General features: G+C 41.4%; 16 protein-coding genes and 1 pseudogene. 3 read left to right on the top strand and 14 right to left on the bottom strand.

All coding sequences use genetic code 11. The features are described from left to right. Positions 1 to 151: 151 nt before the first annotated feature. The 10 genes and pseudogenes from F6J99_RS16360 to F6J99_RS16410 form a co-directional block, all read right to left on the bottom strand. A complete protein-coding gene (locus F6J99_RS16360) occupies positions 152 to 958 on the bottom strand; it encodes a 6-hydroxymethylpterin diphosphokinase MptE-like protein (protein ID WP_293113844.1) in 807 nt (268 codons plus the stop codon). A gap of 81 nt (positions 959 to 1,039) precedes the next feature. Next, a complete protein-coding gene (locus F6J99_RS16365; protein ID WP_293113845.1) occupies positions 1,040 to 1,774 on the bottom strand; it encodes an SDR family oxidoreductase in 735 nt (244 codons plus the stop codon). A gap of 11 nt (positions 1,775 to 1,785) precedes the next feature. Next, positions 1,786 to 2,718 (bottom strand): phosphoglycerate dehydrogenase, encoded by a 933-nt coding sequence (locus tag F6J99_RS16370; RefSeq protein ID WP_293113846.1) that lies wholly within the window; start codon positions 2,716 to 2,718, stop codon positions 1,786 to 1,788. A gap of 3 nt (positions 2,719 to 2,721) precedes the next feature. After that, positions 2,722 to 3,438, bottom strand: a complete 717-nt coding sequence (locus F6J99_RS16375; RefSeq protein ID WP_293113847.1) for an acylneuraminate cytidylyltransferase family protein — start codon at positions 3,436 to 3,438, stop codon at positions 2,722 to 2,724. Positions 3,439 to 3,480: 42 nt separating this feature from the next. Next, a pseudogene (locus F6J99_RS16380) lies at positions 3,481 to 4,085 on the bottom strand (cyclase family protein). A gap of 394 nt (positions 4,086 to 4,479) precedes the next feature. After that, positions 4,480 to 5,460, bottom strand: coding sequence for a glycosyltransferase family A protein (locus tag F6J99_RS16390; protein WP_293113850.1), 981 nt, complete (start codon positions 5,458 to 5,460; stop codon positions 4,480 to 4,482). 124 nt (positions 5,461 to 5,584) lie between these two features. Then, complete coding sequence (locus F6J99_RS16395) at positions 5,585 to 6,229, bottom strand: FkbM family methyltransferase (protein WP_293113851.1); 645 nt, start codon at positions 6,227 to 6,229, stop codon at positions 5,585 to 5,587. Between the two features lie 66 nt (positions 6,230 to 6,295). Next, positions 6,296 to 6,544: a hypothetical protein gene (locus tag F6J99_RS16400; protein WP_293113852.1), complete on the bottom strand. Its 249-nt coding sequence runs from the start codon at positions 6,542 to 6,544 to the stop codon at positions 6,296 to 6,298. Between the two features lie 186 nt (positions 6,545 to 6,730). Then, complete coding sequence (locus tag F6J99_RS16405; RefSeq protein ID WP_293113853.1) at positions 6,731 to 7,432, bottom strand: glycosyltransferase family 2 protein; 702 nt, start codon at positions 7,430 to 7,432, stop codon at positions 6,731 to 6,733. 27 nt (positions 7,433 to 7,459) lie between these two features. Next, positions 7,460 to 8,722: a class I SAM-dependent methyltransferase gene (locus tag F6J99_RS16410; RefSeq protein WP_293113854.1), complete on the bottom strand. Its 1,263-nt coding sequence runs from the start codon at positions 8,720 to 8,722 to the stop codon at positions 7,460 to 7,462. A 190-nt stretch (positions 8,723 to 8,912) separates the two neighbouring features. Here F6J99_RS16410 and F6J99_RS16415 point away from each other — a divergent pair, with 190 nt between their 5' ends. Then, positions 8,913 to 9,056 carry a hypothetical protein gene (locus F6J99_RS16415; RefSeq protein ID WP_293113855.1) on the top strand — a complete coding sequence of 48 codons (144 nt, stop codon included), beginning with the start codon at positions 8,913 to 8,915 and terminating at the stop codon, positions 9,054 to 9,056. 126 nt (positions 9,057 to 9,182) lie between these two features. Here F6J99_RS16415 and F6J99_RS16420 read toward each other — a convergent pair whose 3' ends face one another. From F6J99_RS16420 to F6J99_RS16435, 4 genes are all read right to left on the bottom strand, one after another. Continuing rightward, positions 9,183 to 10,778: a hypothetical protein gene (locus tag F6J99_RS16420; protein ID WP_293113856.1), complete on the bottom strand. Its 1,596-nt coding sequence runs from the start codon at positions 10,776 to 10,778 to the stop codon at positions 9,183 to 9,185. Then, a complete protein-coding gene (locus F6J99_RS16425) occupies positions 10,775 to 11,635 on the bottom strand; it encodes a sugar nucleotide-binding protein (protein ID WP_293113857.1) in 861 nt (286 codons plus the stop codon). The genes F6J99_RS16420 and F6J99_RS16425 overlap by 4 nt, the downstream gene beginning before the upstream one ends. Before the next feature lie 120 nt (positions 11,636 to 11,755). After that, the gene (locus F6J99_RS16430; protein ID WP_293113858.1) at positions 11,756 to 11,902 is read right to left on the bottom strand and encodes a DUF5989 family protein; all 147 of its coding nucleotides are present in this window, start codon (positions 11,900 to 11,902) and stop codon (positions 11,756 to 11,758) included. Positions 11,903 to 12,383: 481 nt separating this feature from the next. After that, a complete protein-coding gene (locus F6J99_RS16435; protein WP_293113859.1) occupies positions 12,384 to 12,806 on the bottom strand; it encodes a hypothetical protein in 423 nt (140 codons plus the stop codon). Between the two features lie 1,070 nt (positions 12,807 to 13,876). Here F6J99_RS16435 and F6J99_RS16440 point away from each other — a divergent pair. Both F6J99_RS16440 and iscB read left to right on the top strand, forming a co-directional pair. After that, complete coding sequence (locus F6J99_RS16440) at positions 13,877 to 14,200, top strand: 2Fe-2S iron-sulfur cluster-binding protein (RefSeq protein WP_293113860.1); 324 nt, start codon at positions 13,877 to 13,879, stop codon at positions 14,198 to 14,200. 296 nt (positions 14,201 to 14,496) lie between these two features. After that, the coding region (gene iscB / locus F6J99_RS16445; RefSeq protein WP_293113861.1) for an RNA-guided endonuclease IscB at positions 14,497 to 15,771 on the top strand (1,275 nt) is incomplete at its 3' end.

Raw genomic sequence — 15,771 nt, forward strand, 5'->3', positions numbered from 1 at the left:
GCCTACTTTATTATTCTTACCTGAAAGAAGACGGGAGTTTGAAAGTCCCTGTACTTTAGCGGGGGATGAAAAAACGACTCTGCGAAACGGTAGTGGTACACAATTCGTGATTTTAGCTCCCGTTACCTTGACCAGACCAACGCCTACATCACTACATCTTTACCACTACTTTTTTTTTACACATATCTAAAGCTTGTTCAAAGGTAATTTTTGGAAAAATTTTTAGTTTACCATCAACTGTAGCATCATAAATCTCTCTCCCAGATCTATTAAAGTTAAATCGAGCCATATGATAGGCTAATTCAGAGCCTTCTAGATCTGGCAGATGCCATTCTTTATTACCAAAATACCCAGGAGTAAAATGGTTTGGATCATCTCCTTTTAGGAACTGTTTTTCGTTAGGATTACCTACAGCAGTAAAGTTATGATCGACTCCTATCAAGAAAATTCTCTTAAAGCCCATATAGAATGCTAGCTGCATTGCTACATAAGTTACAGTGTATCCTTCGCAAATTAACTTCGATGCATCTGTCTGAAAAACGAAAGGACTACCTGATGTGAAAATTTTATAAATATGCTCCCTTTTATCTACCACATTATCAGCGGCTATAGCTGATAAAAAAGATGGACATTTTAAATTTTCAAACTCTCTCGCGCTTTGCTCAATCACCAAAGAGTTTACTGCAACATGATAGCTAATATTTAAATTTACTTTATCAAATATTAAGTAGATTTTGTTTAAACCAAACGTATAATAATTATTCAGTAATGATAAATCCATCTTATTAAGTGAAGGACCATTACCAATAATAAAACAGTCCTCTTTTTTATGAATATTTTTAAATTTTAAAAGGCGCTTAGACTCATTAAAGTACCATTTAATGTACACTGGATCTGAGTAATTATTAAGATACTCAACAATTGCATCTCTTGCTACTCGTAATTGTTTTTGAAGCATAATCAATTCAGCCGTAAAAGGGTTAATTAGCTGGTTAACTAGTTTGGGCTTTAGATATGCGGATAAATATTTATTGTTAACCTATAGAGGATCGTGTAAACGTCCTCCAATGCCACCATCAACGCTTAAAGTTGCACCGCTTATGAAACTTGCTTCAGGCAAAGATAGAAACAATGCCACTTTTGCTACTTCTGCTGGTTCTGCAATCCGCCCTAAAGGATGCATTTGAGACAATTTCTCAAACTCTTCCTTCTTCCCTTCAAACCCAGCCATTAACATTGGTGTCGCTACTGCTGCTGGACAAATCGCGTTTACCCGTACTTTCTGATTGAGATCCACTGCCATACTTTTGGTTAAACCCACCAAAGCTGCCTTACTGGTTGCATAACACACAAACCCAGGCTTGGTAAGGCTGGCGTGAATACTGGCAATATTTACTACTGAGCCGACCGCTTGTTCCAACTCTGGCAGCAATGCCTGAGTTAACACAAAAGGAGCTACCAGATTAACATCTAGTGTCTGATGCCAATCTTCTACTGTGAGTTGGTTTGTGGGCTTGAGGATTTGCACTGCTGCATTGTTAATTAAGGTAGTCAAACCTCTGCTTTGCAAGTGCGATCGCACTTGCTCAACAATTTCTGAACAATAAGCTGGATCACTGCACATTTTCTGCAAATTGCCGACAATCATAACATCGCAGGATGCAGCCGCTGAAACTACATCAAGACCAATCACAAAGTGATTAGCTTCTTTAAAAACCTGGCACAAAGCTTGCCCAATGCCACCCGCAGCTCCAGTAATTAAAGCAGTTTTCACGTATTCAATTCCTAAGCACATCCAAGAAAATCAAATAGCAAATGCATTGCCTGATAACTAGCACGACGCACAGCATCCACCGTATTAGAAGCATTATGGGAGCCAAAAATACACTGTTCAAATTGGCGTAGCGCAGATGCTTCCGGTAATGGTTCCATTTCAAAAACATCTAAGGCTGCCGAATGCACCTGTCGTGAAGACAATGCCTCCACCAATGCTGCTTCATCAATCAATGGACCTCGGGCAACATTGATCACCCGCACCCCTCGCTTTGCCTTAGCAAATGTTTCTGAATTGAGCATATGACGATTTTCATTAGTTAACGCACAGGTCAGCACAATCAAGTCGGCTTCTTCCAAGCGTGTGGGCCAAGCAGCAGGTTGTACTGCTTCTAATCCCTCCACTGCTTGGAAATAAGGATCGTAAGCAATTACTCGCATGTCAGCTGCTAACAGCCGCTTCGCCGTATTGCGCCCAATATCCCCAAACCCAACTAAAGCAACCGTCTTATCCCCTAGAGAAATGCCTGCTGGTTTTAGCCATGTTCCTGCTCTAACCGCTCGGTCAATCATGAAAGTCTGTCGTGCTAGGGCAATTACATAGCCCATGGCAATATCGGCTACTTCCGCACCAAACATACGAGGGGTATTTGCTACTAAGATACCATTATCATTCGCTGCTGTAAAGTCCACATTATCAACCCCAACACCCCACTTTACTGCTGCTTTTAGCTTCCCAGATTTCCCGTTCTCAAACACTTCGCGAGTGGCAGGATCGTCGCCAATAATCCAACCGTCATACTGAGGAATGAGGGACTTTAGTTCTTCCACGGATAGGGTTTGCACTACTGGAGGACAATCAACTTCAATGGCTTTTGCTGCAAAAAGTGGTTTGAATTCATCCATCAAACCTAACATGGGTGGACAGGTAATTAATACTTTCATTGCTCATGCCGCTTGTACAACAGAAGAAGGATAGAGATACTGGGCAACTGCTTCAGCCATTTGCCAGTCCACTTGATCGTCAATATCAATCGACTCCAAGGGAGGAGTTTCAAACATCATAGGTTGCTTGCCAATCCTAGCTTGGGTGGCAGCGAAGCTTAAAGGTGTAAAAATGTAGAGATTAGAATTTTCTTCGTACCAGGGTTCCAAGTCCTGAGTTCTAATTAGGTTATTGGGATTGTGGTTAATGGCAGAACCATCTTGACGGTAGAAGCGAGTTTGGAAGCGATTAACTGTAAATAGCGAATCAGCAGTTCCCGTAGCCCTAGCCTCCAGAAACTGCTGAAGTGCCTTCCGAATTGTTGTCCCACTGAGGAGGGGATTTGTAGTGTGGGTCATCAAGTAAATATCGGCAGGTTCATTTGCTATGTCATCTGCCAGAATCCGGTTCATGCTGACGAAATCACCACACAATTCTGGTTTGCGATCGCGAATCTGAACTCGATCTGAATCGACCAATCCGTGTTCTGCCAGAATAGAGCGAGCATCTGTATTTATAATCACTTTTGAGACTTCGTTTAGCTCCAGAAGTGCATTTAAAATCCACTTGAATAAAGGTTTACCGTTCAATGGCTTAAAATTTTTACCCTTGACTCGCTCGCTGTTAGCTTTCATTGGCAATAGAGCAATAATTTTCGGTTCAGTATTAAAATAATTCATTAAAAACTAATATCTAAAAATTTTGTAGCAAAAGGTAAATACTTAGTCAGATAAGTTGCGTAAAACTACTCTAGCTGGAGCACCTTCTACTCCCTTGAGCTTAATTGGTAAACATAACAACTCATACTTTCCAGTTGAAATATCCGTTAAATTCAAGCCTTCAATAATAACAACCTCGGATTTTAGCAGAATTTGATGAGTTTCCGGACCATCATAAAAACGTTGCACTGACAAATAATCCACCCCAATTAACCTAATTCCCCGTTCAACTACCCATTCAGCCGCATCTGCTGTGAGCGCCACAAAGTCCGGCTGAAATTCCCGCACTTGCGATCGCCACAGCCGAGAGTTCCGCGTGTGCAAAAGCAAACGCTGTGTGTTGGCAGGTAGAGTTAACTGCTTTAATACCTCTGCGGTGATGACATCCACATCATCGGGCACAACTACAACGTAAACCTCTCCGATTAGAACATCCAGAGGTAGCTGTTCCACACTTTCCCTGGGATGAAATGCATTGGAGCATCAACGTGAGTCCCCGTATGTACACTAAAATGCAGTGTTGTATCGGTAGCAATATCACCATGTTGTGACATACTCCCACACTGAATCAAAGATTGCAGTGTGGGCTTCTTACCAACTCCAGCCATTGCTGAGGATACTCGATAAGCTTTATTAACGACACGGGATGCCCCTCCGCGCCGGAACAATACAACTCGTTCTATTTTTAATTAGTAGGTGGCGGTTAGCTCTTAATTTGTCTTCCCTACTGTATCTAGTATAAACGATTTAGATCCTGTCCGCCATTCATCCCTCAGACGAAACCAATGGGAGGGTCGCCTTATTACAAAAGCCTTAACTCTTTTTCCCATAACCAAACAACTATTTTGGCTCCACTCCCTTACGGTAACTTCGTTCCCACGCCGACTTTCAGTGCGGACGTGGGGCATAAGCGCGGATGAAGCTAAATCGAGGTGACGGTGAAATTCAATTGCTGGGCTACCTGGCCAGGTGGGAAGGTATGGCGATACGGGTACTGAAATGTCAATATACTTGCTCGGAGGATTTTGCAGAGGAGCCATAGTCAATGAGTCGTCGATTCTCATAAGAAAAGGTGTTCTGGTAACGTGATAGGCTGCGTGGATAATAAAAGGTTTGTCGCAGGCGGTTGCTCACTAGTCCCCTTTGCGCAAAGCCTTGGTAGGTACCCCAGAATTGCATTAAGCGGAATATAGGAATTGATTGCAAATTTGGCTTGAAAACACCGTCATGGAATGCATGATAGTAGTCACTGACAACATTTGTGGTAAACAGGCGCAAAAAATCCCAAAAATGGAAGTGTTCTTGGGGATAAATCTGTTTAAGAGCAATGGCTTCTCGTCGATAGCGGTTGTAAATGCGTTTGGGTGTTTCGTCATGAACGTGAATTATTTCAGCTGCCGGAACGTAAGCAATGCGGTAGCCTAAGGGCATGATCCGTTTTGCCCAGTCCAAATCCTCTAAGCCTGTGAGGGTTTCGTCGTAGGGAACGTCTTCCCACAATGATCGCCGGATAGCAGCATTAGCATTGTTACAGAAAGGATAGTCTTGATTCCTGACATGAACCGACTGATCGGGAAACCAAGTAGCAAATATCTGGTGTTCTGAATACTTGGTTGTTTTGTTACCGCGTTGTTTTCCGTAGGTTAAAGCAATCTTAGGATCTTTAAAGGGAGCTAACAGCTTTTCAATCCAATCTTGGTAGATGGGATAAACGTGAGCACTGGCAATAACGATGAATTCCCCGGTGGCAGCCTGACATCCAAGGTTGAGTGCTCGGCCAAAGGAAAACTCTTCCGGTTTGATGGATAAGAGTTTGACTCGATAGCGGGATGCAATGGATGGAGTGGCATCAGTAGAACCTGAGTCAACAACAATGATTTCTACATCTTGGATTGTCTGCTGCATGATGCCACTGAGCAGACGACCGATGTGTTCTTCTTCGTTATAGCAACGAATGACGATAGAGAGATTATGGGTACTCATACCAAATCCGGTTATTATAGGCTGATTACAAAAATTACCAAAATTCGCTCTGGGCAAGGACTTTGTGTTTTTTTTGAATATAGCCTTGGTAAAGCGGATTTGGTATCATTACTAATTCAAAAACTCAATTAATTGTATAGCAGTAATGAATCTGAGCATCTCTTTTTTGCTCCCAAGCAACTGAATAACCATGTCTCAAGACAAAATTATGAACTTCATCGGCACTAGCTCCGAAAGATGGTAAAAATTCTGGATGTAATTCCAGAAAGATTAAGCGTGGTTTTTTGCCTAAACTTCCGTTAAGCAAACTCTCTGCACCATGCAAACACAAAACCTCAGCTCCCTCGATATCAATCTTAAGGACAGTGGGTAGGGGCAGATTACCAATAGAAATTTCATTATCAAGAGTTCTTGTTTGCACAGTTACTTTACCCTTTGGGGCACCAGGTCTATTTAGCTGCTCTTTCAGGGTTGGAGCAAAGCCAGAAGCACCATCAGTGAACAAAGTTGCTTCTCCTTCTCGATCACTAACCGCCCAAGGTACGAAGGTAACGTTGGATAAATTATTGAGTTCAACATTATTCTGAAGGCGTTCCATCGTTTCAGGATCGGGTTCAAAAGCAAATACCTGTCCATTTTCAGCAAATATAGCTGCATGGACAGCCATTAACCCAACACTTGCGCCAATGTCTAAGAGGATATCTCCCAAGTTTTTTGATACTGAATTTTGCCCCCCTAGCCCCCCAACTTTGGGGGGAACAAGAGTCAATTTGCTTCTAAAAGTCCCCCAAAATTGGGGGACCAACGGGGGCTTGGATGTAGCAAATAATACTTCTCAGACAACCTCTAAGACAATGTCGTCTATCTCGATTAGTTTTGTAAATTCTTCCACGAAGAACTTCTCGCCACCATAGTTTGCTAATCTATATTTTTCTACCGGGCTAAAAGCTTCAAATTGGAGTTTTCCTCTATAGGTGGGTAGTTCAATTTTTAGCGGATACAACCCTGGTTTATCATCTTTGCCTCCACGAAGAGAGTTCTTAAGATTGTTTAGGGTAAATTTAACTCGATTTATTTTAATCATCTCAATACCTTTACTAGCTTATTTTGTGCATAATATGGTGTGGCCTGAGCCCTGAAAAGCTTACTAGATAAAGCGTTGAGGCAATGATATTAGGCTTGATACAGTCCCAAATTGACCCTACGAATGATTTTAATGAAGCAACGAAAGTATTATCAAATCTGCGTTTTAGCTTATTTCATCGCCCCCTCAGGTATTACCCAACAGTCTAACTCTAAGGGCGGTAGACAGATAAGTTGGGATTGATTTGATAATCGACATCTTTGAGCGCCCATACTTTCGACCTGACCAAGCCACAGGGATTGTTGTATACCTATACTTTTTAAGAATACCTTTTAATGCCATCTCCATTCCAATATTGTAGCCATCAGCGGTTGGCTTAATTTCTTTCAAAACTAGTCTTCTGTATGCCTTAAATGAGTTGGTGATGTCACTACAGTTTGTACGGAAAATCCACTGGAGAAACGAATTTCCCAACTGTGACAAAAATCCCTTTACTGCTGTGGATTCAGTGATTTTTGCTCCAGCCATAAACCGTGACCCAAAGACCATGTCATTCCCATTTTTAATGAGCTGGATGTAAGAAAGCACGTCGTCGAGTGAATCGCTGAGATCGCCGTTGAATGGAATCAAAATGTCTCCGCTGGCGACACTAAACCCTTTTCGTAAGGCCTTTCCATACCCTGGAGGATTTCCTCCTTTCACTGCAACAACATTTTGGTGTGACTTTTCAAAGGATTTAAGAATCTCCCATGTTCCATCAGTACTATCATCAACTGCAACAAGTTCAAAGTCGATGTCACGTTTGGACAAGTATGCATATGCTTTTCTCATGGTTATCTCTCCATATGCTGCTTCGTTCTTGAATGGAATAATTAGTGATGTCTTCATAATAAAACTAATGAATGAGTCTTGTGCTTACGCACTCTTGCAGTTGCTTACTACCCATTCTTGCTCAAGAATTGTTACAGTTGGATGCGGAATAATGAACTTACCACCAGCATTGAGATAGTCGGCATATTTTTTGATAAAGAAATCTAGAAAATTCCAGGCAAGAACCAAGTAGTAATCTGGCTGCTCGTTAATTACACTTTCGCAAACAATGGGAATATGAGTTCCAGGGGTGTATCGACCAATTTTGTATTGATTGATTTCGACAGCACATTCGACGAGATCAGGCCCGATGCCACAGTAATTGAGTAGCGTGCTTCCTTTAAGAGGAGCACCAAGTCCAAACACACGCTTTCCTGCCCCTCTAATTTGCTGGAGAAGCGACACAAGCTCTTCTTTGTTCTGTTCCACGCCCTTAGAAAAGTCGAGATATGTTTGTAGTCGATCAAGACCGAAGCGTTTTTCCTCAGAAATTGCATTATCGATTTTTTTCGTCGTAGGAAAAGGTGACTTTTTTCTGCCTACATATAGAACAAATGAACCACCATGAATGGGATAGAAATCCACATCTAATAATCGCAGGCCATATCTGGAAAAAAGATCTCGTAGAGGGGCAATCCCATGAATCATAGTGTGTTCGTGATAAAAATGATCGAATTGTTTTTTCTCAATAACATCTTTCAGATACACACATTGGGTACAAAAAATCGTGTTCTCCTCCATGAGGATCTCTAGACCTTGGACGAAGCTATGAAGGTCTTCCACGTGGTAGAAGACGGCGGTGGCAGTGATCAGGTCGGGATAGATTCCCAGACGTTTCATGGCCTCAGCAGTCTGCCTGTTCCAAAAGGCCTCTAAGACTGTAATTCCTGCCTGTCGAGACAACTCACTGCTCCCCTTGCAGGGATCGATGCCAAGAACCCGCAAACCACGATCACGAAATTTTGAGAGCAGCGTCCCATCATTGGCACCAATATCAAGTACAAGACTATTTGGCGGGATGTCGAATTTCTGCAAGGTATTATCAACCAGTTCCTCGAAGTGGTGAACTACTGGCTGATTTAACCCAGTGACGTATGGGTGATTGGTGAACATGTACTCTACAGGAGGAAATTCTTCCAATTGGACCTGCCAACACTGAGTGCAGACTGACATAGCAAAAGGGAAGTTCTGTTCGTTATCGATCTCATTCAATGCAGGAAAAGTATTTCCATTTGGCTGTTTACCAAGGTCAATAAACTGCTCCAGTTTGGAACTTTTGCAGTTCATGCAATACTTGTTTTTTTTCATAGCAAAGTAATTAGTTAAACCGAAAGAAATATTTGATTAATAAAAAGCCTATGAATCGGATTATATTCCAGCAATTATCTGATAAATATAGCAGCTTTTTTTTCTGCAATATTTGAGCGATATAGATCAAAAAAACCTGACGGGGTGACAAACAGCCTTAAAAGCCTTACTGGGTGTGGGGTTTTGGGTAATGGCTGAAAAGAAACATCCCCTTTGCTGGCGGCTGTTGGTTGCGATGCAGTGGCCTTACGGGGAAACCCCATTTGGCCGACTGCATCGCTTCTATTTTCCCCACACCCCACACCCAAAACCCCACACCCTGTCTACTTTTTAGCCTTGTTGTCACCCCTGAAGCAAAAAAACGCCACATAGGCATGTAATCGTAATAAATTACCGAAAAAAAATGCTCTTTTAAGAATAGAAAAAACATATACATCTGAATGTATAAATGACTGTTTTGCTAGGATTTGTCGTTCCTTCGCAAAATTTCAAAACCATTGCCTGTATAATCTTTACTATAGTGTTGCTTGATAAATCGTTCCAGCGCGGGAAAGCTATAATCTGTATCTATTCCTGACAGCCTTGGCTTTTTGTGCACATCAATAATGAATGCTGGTATATCTTGTTCCAGCTCTTCGATGAAATGCTTCCTCAACTTCTGGATATAAGGGGTTGATACATGGAGATAGAACTGAAAATCAGTAATATAGGGGGTTGCAAGAACCGCTTTTGAAATGAGCATTGCATGCAGGCTCCCTCCGCCCCAATCCAGGGGTTGAACCTTGTCAGTTGGTAATAGATTCTCATTCAAGTACGCTGCTATTTCGTAAACGCCAACTCTTCCACTCTGGACTGAAAATGGCGGGCCTTTAAGAAGTTGCTTGAAAGCGACACTTGATGGTCGTACTGTCAATACGATAATAAAGACGAAAATGAAGAGGGGAAAAAAGATCCTCGGAAAGCGTAGGCCTTCAAATGAAGGAGTAGAAAAGAGCATAAGTGCTGTACACAAGCTGGCAAAATATGTATACGGCATCCAGTGATATAGCCAGAATTTTCCACCGATAGCAACAGATATGCTGTAGAGGATGGTTAATGAGAACAACAATAGGGCTAACTTTTTAGTTGCAGGGGGTGAATGTTCCGCCCAGATGTGATACACACCAAACATTGAGCCTAGAAACAGCAATCTAAATCCTCCAAACCATATATACAACTTTAGATTATAAATAAAGCCAGAGATAGTTCCCATAACCTCCATATTCCCAGCCAGTTGAGAGTATAGAGGTGTAAATGATGAGAGGATATCCCAAAAGGATGAGATTGCACCAATTCGCCAAAGCCATATAAAAGGAATTGCCAGAGTTGATAGAAAACCGAGGAGCGCAAACAAGCTCCCTATAGTGCAAGTCTTGATAAAGGTTTTTGCTGACCTTGAGCCATCAATGCAATATATGGAGTTATAAACAACCATAGCAGGAAGCCCTATGGCCATATGCGGTTTGATTAATGCAGCAAGGGCAAAGAGTGCTCCCACTAGAAAATTTGTGAGGTTGACCGAACGCCAGGGACTATGCCGTGTGGCAAGTAAAACAGCAGTAGCCATTGGTAATATGGCAATGAAATCTCTTTCAAGGCTCATCTTGGGACCAGCTTCGAGATATATAAGACTAAACAGCAGGCAGCTTGCAAGCGCGGTTATTCGGCCAGCTGGTCTCATAACAAACCACGTTACTGTCAGCGTTGCGGTGAGCCAAGCAACATCCACCATCCGAAATGCAAGATCGGAGTAACCAAACATTTTTCCCACTGCCATGTGGAACAGGTACGTACCTGGCATGTTGATTTCAAAGATGTCTCGGTAGGGTGCAAAGCCATGCTCATTAATTAAATAAGCAATGTAGTGCATAAAAGACGTATCGAACTCTAGCGGCCAACCCAACGATAAGACAAGCTGCACTAAAAAGAGACTAGCTAGCAAAGCAAGGAACAAGTACTTTGCGCCATCTACAGCTTTGTAGAAACGCGGCTCAGATTTTGATTGTTGCATTTTCAAGTCCCCTGAATTGCATAGGAAGAACATAAAGGAAGATTATCCTTCAAACTTCCTGTATAAAACTGAAGATGATTATAGGTTGATGCACCGCTGATCCGAACGACGGGAGGGCGGATATCGGTTAAAAAATCTAGGTTTACGGCTTTAATATAGGAGGAGTCTAAAGCGAAGGCTTCAGCTATTTTACAGGCATATTGGTATCGTGAAACTGCTTCTGAACCCACGCAATGAAAAATGCCCTGGCTATCGTGAATAATGATTTTATTCAACATGGCAAAAAGATCGTTAATCCACGTTGGGCAATTCACAAGATTCGTGAATGCTGTGAAGTCTTGATGAGAGGTTAATGCTTTACATACTAAACTTACAAAGTCCCCAGGAAAACCGTATAGTTGTGCCGTGCGAACGATTGCGTAGTTGGAGAGTTGTTTTCTAATTAGAAATTCAGAAGCTGCTTTGTCCATTCCATACTGGGTGGTTGGGCAAGGAGTATCCTGCTCCTTCCATAAGTAATCATACTTGCCAAAAACGTAATCCGAAGAAAAGAATATCATTCGAGTTTTGGATTCTAAGCATGCTCTAGTAAGTAGTTTTGTGATGCCATAGTTCGTTGCCCGAGATGCTTCTTTATTCTGCTCACAGAAGCGTAGATTTTTAAGAGCTGCTAGATGTACAACCAGGTCTGGATTATGTGCTTTGAATAGGCAGGATACAGTAGTTTGGTCTCGCAAGTCGGCACGAATAGTACCCTCATGGGGCTTAAAATCTACGGGTATGACCTGATGACCAATCTTGCCGAGATAGCCGGTGAGTTTTATTCCTATTGCTCCTGCAGCACCAGTTAAAAGTATCCGCATATGCAATTTCAATAGTCTTTAATTATACGAATATAGCAATTAATTTTTAATTGAATAGTACTTGACGCTGTAAATATCTTGACAACTTAAGCGGCGAGTAAATTCCTCTGGGTGGGTGCATTAAAAGAGCGAATAAATAAATGGTGCAATACCTGAAGCATTGGCAAAGATTAAGAACAACCCAAAGGCAAGAAGTATTGTAACCATGGGAATCAACCACCACAGTTTCCGTTGCCATAAAAAGACTAATATTTCACCTACAATCAAGTCTTATTCGTTCGTCTGTTGGTTTTATAATCCCTCCTGCCACTCCAAAAAAAAGTAACAATTCTAGCAAATATAGACCGAAACCAATCGATAGCAGGGCGAGGAAAAAATTGACTTTCGTCTCTTCGCGCCACTTTAATAAAGCAAAACCAAACAGTAATAGGCCAGCAACAGCAACTAGATAATACTTAGTTAACTCCTCCGGGGAAAGCGGTGACAAAAAGGTAGAATGAATAAGAACCGCCAGACAAACTGTTATAACATATGTCAAGACAATAGTAGCAAACTTCTCCGGTTGTCTCATATTAACTAATCCTGAAAAGCTAGCACGACCTAAACTAATACATTAGAAATTAAATTATTCGTTTAGGTAATTTATATATTTTTTTCATAAATAACACCACAAATAAACTCCATAAATAATTGAATTATTGGCATCTAAATCTGGAATTTTACCCCTAAAATCGCCCACCGAAAACCATCAACAACTACCACTTCTAGACTGCCGACGGGTAAATTCTCCCACTGAGGGGTTTCCTTGAGGATCCATCACCCCTGTTACCTGTTGCCATAACTGATCTGGAGCCAAAGATACCTTATAGGTGCGATCGCCTGTCTTGCACAAGTGATACCAGTTGGTTTCCTGGCACTGACTACACCAAAAAGCCTCTAGCCACTCTCCTTCCAGAGCTACTGTGGTGTTACTAGCGATCAGCATCAAGGCATATTTTTGTTTAACACCACGCTGGATTAGTTGTCCTGCTCGATCAGCAAACAACCGATATTTTTGACTAGCGCTATCAAGGTAGCAACGATGAATTGGACAGAAAATAGCTCTTCTTTTAGAACGTTTCCGATTGCGTTCACTTCTTCTTTTACTTGTTCCTTGAGTGCAGTTATTCATTAGTTTATTAAATAAAAGCTAATTTTTTTCATTTACTAAGGAAAAATAGACACAAAATCTCCCCTTTACTCACTTTACTGCCGTTGAAATTAAAACTTGATAAAAGTGAGGTGGGGAGAGACTGAGATCAATAGGACCATCGAAGCCCACTCCGAAAATTAAAGACTATTTAGTTCTTTAATTTGTTTCTAATTGATTAGTTAATTAAGTTGTAGAGAGCACTGAGTAAAATTTTGAAATTATTTCCTAAACCAACCTAAACCAACAATGAGTAGTTAGGCAGCAACTAGTTAGTTTCAAGGTTCGTAGAGCTTTCCGGACAATTGATGAAATTGGTGGGATAACTTTGTCTAATAGACCTCTGGGGTAAATTAGCTTTTAGCTCAGACCTGGGGTTTCAGGTTTATTATACGCAGATGTATAATCTTTAAATTGCTTTTAGTAAACCATTATCCATTCCTATATTAAAATAATATCGAAAAACGGCGATTTTTTCAAAAAAAATTTGCTAAGTAAAACCCACATTATGCCCTTGAAATTGTAATTATTAATTATGACGCTTTCTGTCTATTTTATAAAACACATAACTAAAAATAAACAGTATTTATACGCAACAAAATACCCAATATACACAGGAAATGCGTATAACTTTGCATACTACACAATAATTGGCGTAATGTGGTCGACAAGATTGATAAAGCAATCAATTACAGTAAACAGATCGCTTAGTCAGCTGTTGACAAGGCTTCATCAAGAACGTGATTATAATGTTCACCAATGACTTCAGGACTAATATTCTCTAATCAATACTAGACTCGCCGTAAGATGGCCAGATGGGGAGATGGCCAGATGAAATTGATCTGTAGCCCTGTCAGCCCTAAGAATTGGGATGAGATCACCATGAGATTGACAATGAGGACAAATTGTAATATGGAGTTTGCCCTTGTACTCAAGTCAAGTGACTAACGAAGGCACCAGCTTAATTTATATCCCACAAAGCGCTAAAATAAGCCAGTGACCCTCCCTGTCCTATTCATAGGATTGGGAGTATCAAGCTCGAAACTGATACAATGCCCAAGACTTACACCCTCGAATTTAATCACAAAGGCAACACATACACTATAGAGGTGCCAGAAGATCAAAAAATTCTTGAAGCTGCCCATGGGGCGGGGATAGATTTACCCAGTTCCTGCACAGCTGGAGTCTGTACCACTTGTGCTGCCAAACGAGTAGGAGAAGGCAGTGTAGACCAAACCGATGGGATGGGTTTAGGGCCAGAACTCCAAGCAGAAGGCTATGTGCTGCTGTGTGTAGCTTATCCCCGCTCTAACCTGAAATTTGACACCGAAAAAGAAGATGAAGTGTACGACCGGCAGTTTGGTCAGCCGTCATAAGGTATGCGCTGCTATATAATCAAATACCATTAGCCGAATAGCTAGACGTAGTCAAGAACTCGCCGCTAAGTTCTAACGAACTATAGCGGGAGCTTGTTTTAAGCTCTAACTTGACCAGACTAAGGTTCGTGAGAAACCTACGTTATTTGAATTATGAAACCTGATAATGCGTGCCAGTTTTCAGCTCTTTCGTACAGCTTTAAACAGGTGTAACGAGTTAAGCCAGTGAGTTGTACCTAACAAGTTCAAATAACATTGTCGAGGCCAACTTTACCCGAAAGGAGAGACTCAAAGTAATGCGAGTTTTCGTACTAGACAAAAACTTGAAACCTCTTGATCCATGCCATCCGGCACGAGCAAGAGAGCTATTGAACATGGGAAGGGCTAAAGTATTTAAACGGTACCCATTTACAATTGTATTAAAAGACAGGATTTTAGAAAAATCTGTCACTCATTCACATCGTTTAAAGATAGACCCTGGTAGTAAAACAAGCGGGATGGCTATTGTTCAAGAAGAAACAGGACGTGTCACAAGCGCCTTAGAAATATATCACAGGGGACAACAGATTAAGAATTCTCTAGACTCTCGCAGGGCATTAAGGAGAGGTAGACGCAACCCTAAGACTCGATATCGCAAACCTCGTTTTTTGAACAGAACTCGTAGACAAGGATGGTTACCCCCATCTCTTGAAAGCCGAATTAACAATATTGAGACTTGGGTGAAACGAATTAGAAAAGTCTGTCCGATTAGCGCTATTTATCAAGAGTTAGTCAGGTTTGATTTGCAGCAAATGCAAAACCCTGAAATTAGCGAGGTTGAATATCAACGCGGTGAGTTATTCGGCTTTGAGGTCAAGGAATACTTGCTTGCCAAATGGGGGAGAAAATGTGTCTACTGCAACGCTGAAAACACCCCATTGGAAATAGAACACATTGTCCCCAAATCAAAAGGAGGTTCTAACAGAGTAAGCAATCTCACCTTAGCTTGTAGACCTTGTAATCAGAAAAAAGGGAACAAATATGTAGAAGATTTTTTAAGTAAAAAGCCTGAACTCTTGAAGAAAATTAAGGGGAAAACCAAGACTTCACTTAAAGACGCGACTGCGGTTAATACTACCCGATGGGAATTGTATAGAAGACTTCAAGAAACCGGGTTACCTGTAGAAGTAGGTTCTGGGGGACTGACCAAATTTAACCGTAAGGTCAGAATGATTGAAAAACACCATTGGACTGATGCTTCTTGTGTTGGTAAATCAACACCTGAGCGGCTACTTATCAGGGGAATAAAACCGCTGTTAATTGCAGCTAAAGGACACGGAACTAGGCAGCGTTGTCGTCCTAACAAATATGGGTTTCCGAAAGCTCACGCTCCAAAAGCTAAGTTTTTTCAGGGTTTTCAAACAGGTGATATTGTTAAAGCTGATGTCATCAAAGGTAAGTTTGCTGGTCAATATGTCGGACGTATTGCAATTCGCTTTAGACCTAGCTTTACCCTTCAACTACCAACTCAAAAATTTGACGTACATCCCAAATACTTGAAAACTATTCACAAGGCTGACGGCTATGAATAT

Source organism: Moorena sp. SIO4G3 (assembly GCF_010692305.1).
Lineage (GTDB): Bacteria > Cyanobacteriota > Cyanobacteriia > Cyanobacteriales > Coleofasciculaceae > Moorena > Moorena producens_A.

Excerpts from the sequence above, each read along its gene's own strand:
- F6J99_RS16360 (WP_293113844.1), bottom strand. The coding sequence starts at position 958 with ATGCTTCAAAAACAATTACGAGTAGCAAGAGATGCAATTGTTGAGTAT.
- F6J99_RS16400 (WP_293113852.1), bottom strand. The coding sequence starts at position 6,544 with ATGATTAAAATAAATCGAGTTAAATTTACCCTAAACAATCTTAAGAAC.
- F6J99_RS16410 (WP_293113854.1), bottom strand. The coding sequence starts at position 8,722 with ATGAAAAAAAACAAGTATTGCATGAACTGCAAAAGTTCCAAACTGGAG.
- F6J99_RS16425 (WP_293113857.1), bottom strand. The coding sequence starts at position 11,635 with ATGCGGATACTTTTAACTGGTGCTGCAGGAGCAATAGGAATAAAACTC.
- F6J99_RS16440 (WP_293113860.1), top strand. The coding sequence starts at position 13,877 with ATGCCCAAGACTTACACCCTCGAATTTAATCACAAAGGCAACACATAC.
- F6J99_RS16390 (WP_293113850.1), bottom strand. The coding sequence starts at position 5,460 with ATGAGTACCCATAATCTCTCTATCGTCATTCGTTGCTATAACGAAGAA.
- F6J99_RS16370 (WP_293113846.1), bottom strand. The coding sequence starts at position 2,718 with ATGAAAGTATTAATTACCTGTCCACCCATGTTAGGTTTGATGGATGAA.
- F6J99_RS16415 (WP_293113855.1), top strand. The coding sequence starts at position 8,913 with ATGGCTGAAAAGAAACATCCCCTTTGCTGGCGGCTGTTGGTTGCGATG.
- F6J99_RS16405 (WP_293113853.1), bottom strand. The coding sequence starts at position 7,432 with ATGAAGACATCACTAATTATTCCATTCAAGAACGAAGCAGCATATGGA.
- F6J99_RS16435 (WP_293113859.1), bottom strand. The coding sequence starts at position 12,806 with ATGAATAACTGCACTCAAGGAACAAGTAAAAGAAGAAGTGAACGCAAT.
- F6J99_RS16375 (WP_293113847.1), bottom strand. The coding sequence starts at position 3,438 with ATGAATTATTTTAATACTGAACCGAAAATTATTGCTCTATTGCCAATG.